The sequence below is a fragment of the Microbacterium sp. HMWF026 genome (assembly GCF_003061325.1).
Taxonomy (GTDB): Bacteria; Actinomycetota; Actinomycetes; order Actinomycetales; family Microbacteriaceae; genus Microbacterium; species Microbacterium testaceum_E.
This window is the reverse complement of the sequence record NZ_QAJB01000010.1, coordinates 1-6,554: the sequence shown is the minus strand read 5'-3', so window position 1 is coordinate 6,554 and position 6,554 is coordinate 1. Positions and strand designations below refer to the sequence as shown.

The window sequence follows — 6,554 nt, the reverse complement described above, 5'->3', positions numbered from 1 at the left end:
GACGGCCGTACTGCAGATGCACCTCACGATCGAGGAGGCCGTGTTCGCCGCGACCCGGGGCGCCGCGCGCATCGTTGGCCGAGACGAAGGCAGCGACGCCGTCGGCGTCATCGCGCCCGGTTCTCGCGCCGACCTGCAGATGCTCGACGCGCCCTCGATCGCCCACCTCGCCTACCGCCCCGGCGTGCCGCTGACCGCGGCCGTCTGGCGCGGCGGGCACGCCGTGGTCCCGGCGCCGTGATCCTGCGACGCCAGCGCGATCGCACGCCCGTTGCCTGGCGCAACGGCGCGGGCGTCACCGAGGAGGTCGCCGCCGCGCGAGCCGGCCGTACTGGCGACGGGGATGGAGATCGCATTGCATGGCGGGTGAGCATCGCAACCGTCGACAAGGCCGCGCCCTTCTCGCGATTCGATGGCATCGACCGACTGCTGATGCCGCTCACGCCCGCCGGCATCCACCTCCGCCTGTGCGGAGCAGCGCGCCACGTCTCGCAGTTCGACGTCGTCGCCTTCCCGGGTGAGGCTGACGTGGCTTCGATCGAGGATGCGCCGGGAGCGCGTGACCTTAACCTCATGGTCGACCGCGCGTTCGGCGGGGGTGAGCTCGTGCGGAGCTACGTGACCGGCGCCCGCACGCTGCGCCGTCGCCCCGGCCAGGAGGTGGTCGTCGTCGTCGCGCTGTGCCCGACCATGCGATACCGCGGCGCGGTGCTCGAGGAGGGTGACGCGATCGTGCTCGACGACGACCGGACCGTGATCCTCAGCGGCTACGGCTCTGTCGCGGAGGCGACGATCGTCCGAGCAACTGGTTAGCGACTAAAACCGGACTTGAAAACCACGAGCTATTCGTGGACGATGCGGTACGAGTTCGGGCTCGACGGTGGTCGTGTTCATGCCCACCAACTAAGGCGAGGTCATCATCGACAACGTCACGTGGCCTGGCGGTGTGCGGGCGATGAATCTCAGCGACTTCCTCGCCGAACTCTCGTCGGAGCCGAACTTTGAATGGGGCCTGCCTCACAGCGGGGCGTTCGCGCGCATGTCGGCCCTTGCAACGAGCCTCGCCAACGGCCGTAGGGCCGTGCGAGGCGAGTGATGAGAGGGGCCCGCATATCGTTGCGAGCGGAGGCCGTGACACTGAGTTGAGCACCGCTTGAGCGCGGAAACTGACATAATATCGATTATCGGCATGTTCACATGCGGATTGGTCAGCCGGCTTGCGCGCCCTCATCTAAGACCTACCCTCCGGTCACGTTCTCTGGCACGTCTGCTGCGCCTGAGGGATAGTGGAGCACCGTACGGCGGGCGTGGGCTCAGGGGTACTTACCTTGACAGGTGGTGCTCTGCAGGTCTTCTCTGCTGGGAGATTGATACTCAGCGCGGAAAATCGGCAGCGTTCGCGGCAACGATTCGGGCCGCTCGTGACATGTCTTGTGTGAGGCGCCAATGCCGGATGACGGGATCAAACGTGCTGGACACTGACGAGAACGAGTTTGATGATCCGTTCCGCTCGCTGATGCGTGCAGCATCACCGAGAGTTGCGGAGGAAAACGAGCGAACACGCGGACTGTTGCGTGAGGTTGCGGACAATATTCGCGGAGCTAACAGCGACCGCCCGCGACGCCGGTTCAATATCGCGGCGGCCGTCACGGTACCTTTCCTCGTGCTGGGCTCCGCTTCAGCTGCATACGCGGCGACGGGCGGCTGGTCATGATACTGGGACATGATGAAAAGCAAAGCTGACGCCGCCAACGTGGACCCCTGGCTGCCCCCTGCGCAGACCCCTGATGCGCGCATCAACTACTCACTCCCGGGTGGGGGTACATGCGAGTTGCGACTGTGGGGTTTCGTGTTAGCCCCCAAGCGGATGCACCCGAGGGCGTCGCCTTTGACCCCCGGTCGGCAGAGCTGGCGCGCAACTTTGCCGCCACCGCCGACATTGCGGCCTTGATGGACGTGCAGAGCGTCATCGCAGAGAACCGCTCAGATGAGAACTGGGGCCCCGACGAGAACGGATTGCTCACCCGCTATGGGTATGGCATCGACCGATATGACGAGGACGTGGAGTACCACTCCGCCGCTGAAGAGGCGATCAACGATGTAATCAGGCGAGTATCGAATATGTTGAGGAGTATTCGCGGCATGCCTCTTTAAGTGGGTACATGGTCGCCTTCGAGTCGCGAAAATAAGCTGAGTAATCCATCTTTCTACGGCGCGTCCGCTGAGGGCATGTGCGGTGCGTGTTGGGCGCTGTTAGCGTTAGGCGACTTCACCGCGACCCGTGGCGGAGCGTGCGAGGAAGAGGTGGATCGTCGTGCTGGTTCGACACGAGGCGTATCGGTGCAACCGGGCGGGTGGGAGCGGTCGTAGGTGCCCGACCGCGCAGCATTATGCGGCCGGGCACCCGACGACCAAAAGTTGATAACCAATCTCAAGAGGCTTGGGCCTCGCCATCCCACTCCCCCGCCGCCATCCAACGAAGCGCAGATAGAGACGGCATAAACATATACTCGCCGCCGCGCAGTCGATTGAACGTGGTTACTTCGTGGACGCGCTTTCGGACTGGTTCCGTCGGGATTGTGAACGTACCCGGGTTCTCATGCAGCCCGACAATCGGATCGCGTTCGTCGCCGAGATCGATGAAGTTTCCTCGGTTAATCCATTCTTGCTGCAGGAATTCTATCGTATCGAACGCTCGCGCACTGATAAAGATGAAAAAGATGCCACTTTCTATCTCGGCGTCCTGTGCCGCCGTCCGCTCTCGCGTCCACTTGGGTCCAAATGTAGACGAACGTCGAATAATCCGGTGGATGTTCTCGTCCGCCAGAATCGTCGTCCGACCGTACCGAGGATTCAAACGCCGCGAGTGCGATGCGTAGGGACACGCTAAGCCCGCCTCGTCGTCCGCATAGTCAAAGTTGTTGTTCCTGTTGGGGTCCGCACCTAGCTCTACATCATCCATATGCGGGCTGAGCACTAGCGGCGCCCCGGACCGCCACCGGCCAAACATCTTTGCGCCGAGCAAGTCCTGCTCGTCATCCGTACTCGCATGGTGTCGCAAGAAGTCATTGAACGCGCCCACCTTACTGGCGTACTTTCGCAGCACGATGTAGGAGCCATTACGCCCAAGCACGTCCGGTGCTGGCGTGAGAAGCGGAGACCCCGTCTCGCTGTCCTCGCCAAGAATGAACTCTCCTGCCGCGATCGAGCGTTCCTGCCCCGGTACGGTGTCGAGACCGCTGCCAGCGACTGTCGGTTGCGAAATGGAATCGCGAAATCCAAAGGGGTTCTTTGCTTCCTCATCCGCACCAAACCGATTTGTCCCCGCAAGCGTAACGCCCGTCGATGATTTCAGTTCGCGGAAAGCGCGAGCGATAGCACCATCGAGCGCGTCGTTATCGCGAGCATAGATTGTTAGCGCGATATGGCAGTATCCGTCGCGATACTCCTCCTCCCACGTTTCCGGCGCGTTCTCGCCAAAATCTCGTAGTTGGTGAGCACGCGCAGCCATACCTGCTTTAAACGCGACAGGAAAACTCTCAAGGGATGCTTTGGGTACGCCAAGCGCCTCTAGCCCCGGATAGCTGATGGCGACACCCGTCCATGTATCTAGCTCCTCCGCCCAGCCTGCAGCGGTAGAAATATGAGGCTCTAGTCGTCGCAGCAAATCGCGGCCGCCGGCGGCGTCGTCGACGTGGAGCATGGCGTGGATGCCGACGTACGGCTCTGGACGTGAGCGAAGGATGAGGGCTTGGATGTCATCGAGTTCCAGCGAAACGTTCTCGCGCCGGAATCGCGAGACCAGCTCAGAAAGTATCCCCATATCAGTAGTCCACTCCCTCAGGCTTAGACATAGCAGCATTGAGATCAGCTATGGCTGCGCGCGTCGTTTCATCTAATTGCGTGTTCTCAGACATCTTATCGAGGAATTGATCGAGCAGCTTTTCGGTACGCTGATAGCGTCGAACATCGACCACCGTGATCTGGGGGTTTGCTACGAACCAACCTGCCGCATCGATTTGATGGTTTGCAATGAAATCTTTAACGGTCGGTGACTCGATTCCCGGCCAGCCTTCCACGTTTGCAAACAGCAGGTCCATCAGCCCTGGAATCTTCGTCGCAAAATCGTTGATATAGGTATCCCAGTCGCCGTCGTACGCTGTGGCAAAAAGGATCCGCGTGTCTTCGTCAAAGAAAACGAAGCGCATATTGTGGAGGGTGGAGACACGTTGAGCCCCATCCATGTTGCCGCCGGTGAGGTCAAATATCTTCCGCAGCCGGTCGGCGCCGCCGGGCTTGAGCGACGCAATCGCGGTGAGCTCAGAGACATTGCCGGACTGCTTACCTGCGCGGCCAGCTTTATGTGCCGTCCCTTGATAGTCGGGATTATGGTCCCTGACCATTGAGTTGAGCGCAATCTTCGCAAGTTGAGGAAGGTCCTCGGAGAGCTCGGCCACACGGCGACGAATGTGCTCGACGCGATTCTCGTCTGCCAGACGCGGGTCCGTTCCTTTGGTCATGCGTGGGTCCTTTCGATGTTTGCGTTCGATGGTTCAATCGGGCATGTCGGTCAGGCTTTTCGGCTCAACGCGTCGTCGGTGACGTCCAAATGCACCGGGTGGATGGGAAGCCCGCGCGTCTCTGCGATGGATTGAAGCTCCTTTGCGAGCAATGCGGGGTTGCGTACGCCAGCAATGACGGTGTGGCCCTGCTCGGCGAGCCGACGGGCGGCGTTCGCGCCCATGCCGCGGGATGCACCAGTGATAAGGATCGTGGACATAGGACCAGTCTGACAAAGATGCGCCAGGTCCGGAGCAAAAGATGCGTTCCTGGAAAAGATGGCCTCACCCATGCATAGGGAGCCTGGCCCGCTTTCCGGACACCTGAGTTGAGGCGGTCACCGGTCAAGAAAATTGGCACAATAGGCTCGAGGCGCCGTGCTGGCATCCATTTCCCGGCCGCTAGTCGCGCTGGCGGTCTGACCTGCTAGCGCGTGGGAGAGCTTCCCACCTCCTCACCTGGTGGGAGAATCAGTCTGATGAGGGTTCATGAGACGGTGATGCAGTGGGTGACTGATGAGTTGGCAAGCGGCCGACTGCACATCGGGGATCACCTTCCCGGGGAGAGAACTCTCGCTGAGACCCTCGGGGTTTCGCGCAATTCACTGAGGGAGGCACTTCGCGTCCTAGAAGCGCTGGGAACCTTGCACTCCTCAACCGGCGCCGGGCCGCGTTCTGGCACTATTGTCACCGCTGCGCCGGAGCAGGCGATGAGTCTGTCCGTGAGTTTGCAGTTGGCGACTCGTCAGGTTGCGCCGGGCGACGTCTTGCAGGTCCGTCTGCTCCTCGAAACGTGGGCCGCCAATCACTCCGATCCGTCGCGCGGCGACTGGGGCGAGATCGAACACCTCCTCGCGCGAATGGACGACCCGGCTCTCCCCGTCTCGGAGTTTTTGAAGCTCGACGCCGAGTTTCATGTCCTCGCTTCTCGAGCGGCGGACAATCCCTTGATCAGCACGCTGATGGACGCGCTGAGAATCGCTATTTTTGATCACACTCTCGAACGCGCGCAGCGCCTGCCGGATTGGGGGGCGACCTCCGGTCGCCTCCGTCGAGAGCACCACGAGGTAACCATCGCCCTACGGGATGGCCGTCGAGAGCACGCTGCCGCTCTATTGGAAGCCCATATCCGCGGGTACTACGCAGAGACCGGCGCAGCAGCAGAGGCGGCTGGCGTGCTGCCCAACGCAACGGCGATCTAGCCGCAAGCGCTCCCTTCAGCGGCTACGACACCAAACCCGGCTCTCGGAGCGTTGTTCGACACGTCCGTCGGCGATTTTCACACGCACTCTTGACGAGCTGCCTTGGTGTGGCTATCTTCGTCGTCAGTGGTTGGACCACATGGTCCAACCACTTGAGACGGGTCCCCTGACGTTTGCTGCAGACCAGCAGACTCTGAATTCACGAGGCTCACCCGTCGCATCTCAAAGGAGAGAGCGCATGTCAATGACGGCGACGGCAAAGCCGCAAAAGCTGAACTACCGGGTGCTGTTGGGCAGTCTCAGTGGAAGCACCATCGAGTGGTTCGACTTCCTCATCTACGGAACGATTGCGGCGCTCGTTTTTAACAAGACCTTCTTCGTCACCGACGACCCGTTCCTGTCGCTGATGTTCTCGATGGCGTCTTTCGCCCTGACCTTCTTCTTCCGCCCTATCGGCGGCATCGTCTTCGCGCACATCGGTGATCGCATCGGGCGGAAGAAGACCCTGTTCATCACGCTGATGCTGATGGGTGGCGGTACCGTCGCGATCGGTCTGACGCCCAATTTTGCGACCATCGGTATCGCCGCACCGATCCTGCTGATCATTTTCCGCATTCTGCAGGGAATCGGCATCGGCGGCGAGTGGGGTGGGGCCCTCCTGCTGGCGTACGAGTATGCGCCGAAGGACCGGCGTGGTCTCTACGGTGCCGTGCCGCAGATGGGCATCAGCCTCGGCATGCTCCTCGCTGCCGGTGCGGTCGCGCTCCTGACGCTCATGCCGGAGGACGACTTC

The 6,554-nt window shown here is 61.3% G+C and carries 8 protein-coding genes and 2 pseudogenes; 7 read left to right on the top strand and 3 right to left on the bottom strand.

The window, feature by feature from the left end:
* The 4 genes and pseudogenes from DBR36_RS00415 to DBR36_RS00400 all read left to right on the top strand — a co-directional run.
* Positions 1 to 241: pseudogene (locus DBR36_RS00415) on the top strand (amidohydrolase family protein); the annotation flags it as partial.
* Positions 238 to 813 carry a HutD family protein gene (locus tag DBR36_RS00410; RefSeq protein ID WP_181373422.1) on the top strand — a complete coding sequence of 192 codons (576 nt, stop codon included), beginning with the start codon at positions 238 to 240 and terminating at the stop codon, positions 811 to 813. The pseudogene DBR36_RS00415 and the gene DBR36_RS00410, both read left to right, overlap by 4 nt.
* A gap of 655 nt (positions 814 to 1,468) precedes the next feature.
* The gene (locus DBR36_RS17125) at positions 1,469 to 1,714 is read left to right on the top strand and encodes a hypothetical protein (RefSeq protein ID WP_146185137.1); all 246 of its coding nucleotides are present in this window, start codon (positions 1,469 to 1,471) and stop codon (positions 1,712 to 1,714) included.
* Positions 1,715 to 1,824: 110 nt separating this feature from the next.
* Positions 1,825 to 2,154 carry a hypothetical protein gene (locus DBR36_RS00400; protein ID WP_146185136.1) on the top strand — a complete coding sequence of 110 codons (330 nt, stop codon included), beginning with the start codon at positions 1,825 to 1,827 and terminating at the stop codon, positions 2,152 to 2,154.
* A 277-nt stretch (positions 2,155 to 2,431) separates the two neighbouring features.
* Here the strand turns inward: DBR36_RS00400 and DBR36_RS00395 are convergent, their stop codons facing one another.
* The 3 genes from DBR36_RS00395 to DBR36_RS00385 are packed head-to-tail and all read right to left on the bottom strand — an operon-like array spanning position 2,432 to position 4,780.
* Complete coding sequence (locus DBR36_RS00395) at positions 2,432 to 3,823, bottom strand: peroxidase (RefSeq protein WP_108317067.1); 1,392 nt, start codon at positions 3,821 to 3,823, stop codon at positions 2,432 to 2,434.
* 1 nt (position 3,824) lies between these two features.
* The gene (locus tag DBR36_RS00390; protein WP_108317066.1) at positions 3,825 to 4,520 is read right to left on the bottom strand and encodes a hypothetical protein; all 696 of its coding nucleotides are present in this window, start codon (positions 4,518 to 4,520) and stop codon (positions 3,825 to 3,827) included.
* Between the two features lie 50 nt (positions 4,521 to 4,570).
* Entirely contained in the window at positions 4,571 to 4,780 is a 210-nt protein-coding gene (locus DBR36_RS00385; protein ID WP_108317065.1) for an SDR family NAD(P)-dependent oxidoreductase, read from the bottom strand.
* Positions 4,781 to 5,038: 258 nt separating this feature from the next.
* On the opposite strand from DBR36_RS00385, the pseudogene DBR36_RS18190 reads away from it, so the two are divergent.
* The 3 genes and pseudogenes from DBR36_RS18190 to DBR36_RS00375 form a co-directional block, all read left to right on the top strand.
* A pseudogene (locus tag DBR36_RS18190) lies at positions 5,039 to 5,215 on the top strand (FadR/GntR family transcriptional regulator); the annotation flags it as partial.
* A gap of 54 nt (positions 5,216 to 5,269) precedes the next feature.
* Positions 5,270 to 5,761 (top strand): FadR/GntR family transcriptional regulator, encoded by a 492-nt coding sequence (locus DBR36_RS00380; RefSeq protein ID WP_258222482.1) that lies wholly within the window; start codon positions 5,270 to 5,272, stop codon positions 5,759 to 5,761.
* 238 nt (positions 5,762 to 5,999) lie between these two features.
* The coding region (locus tag DBR36_RS00375; RefSeq protein ID WP_146185135.1) for an MFS transporter at positions 6,000 to 6,554 on the top strand (555 nt) is incomplete at its 3' end.

What these genes read in the sequence shown, in the direction of transcription:
- DBR36_RS00395 (WP_108317067.1), bottom strand. Translation starts at nt 3,823, where the DNA reads ATGGGGATACTTTCTGAGCTGGTCTCGCGATTCCGGCGCGAGAACGTT.
- DBR36_RS00380 (WP_258222482.1), top strand. Translation starts at nt 5,270, where the DNA reads ATGAGTCTGTCCGTGAGTTTGCAGTTGGCGACTCGTCAGGTTGCGCCG.
- DBR36_RS00385 (WP_108317065.1), bottom strand. Translation starts at nt 4,780, where the DNA reads ATGTCCACGATCCTTATCACTGGTGCATCCCGCGGCATGGGCGCGAAC.
- DBR36_RS00400 (WP_146185136.1), top strand. Translation starts at nt 1,825, where the DNA reads ATGCGAGTTGCGACTGTGGGGTTTCGTGTTAGCCCCCAAGCGGATGCA.
- DBR36_RS00390 (WP_108317066.1), bottom strand. Translation starts at nt 4,520, where the DNA reads ATGACCAAAGGAACGGACCCGCGTCTGGCAGACGAGAATCGCGTCGAG.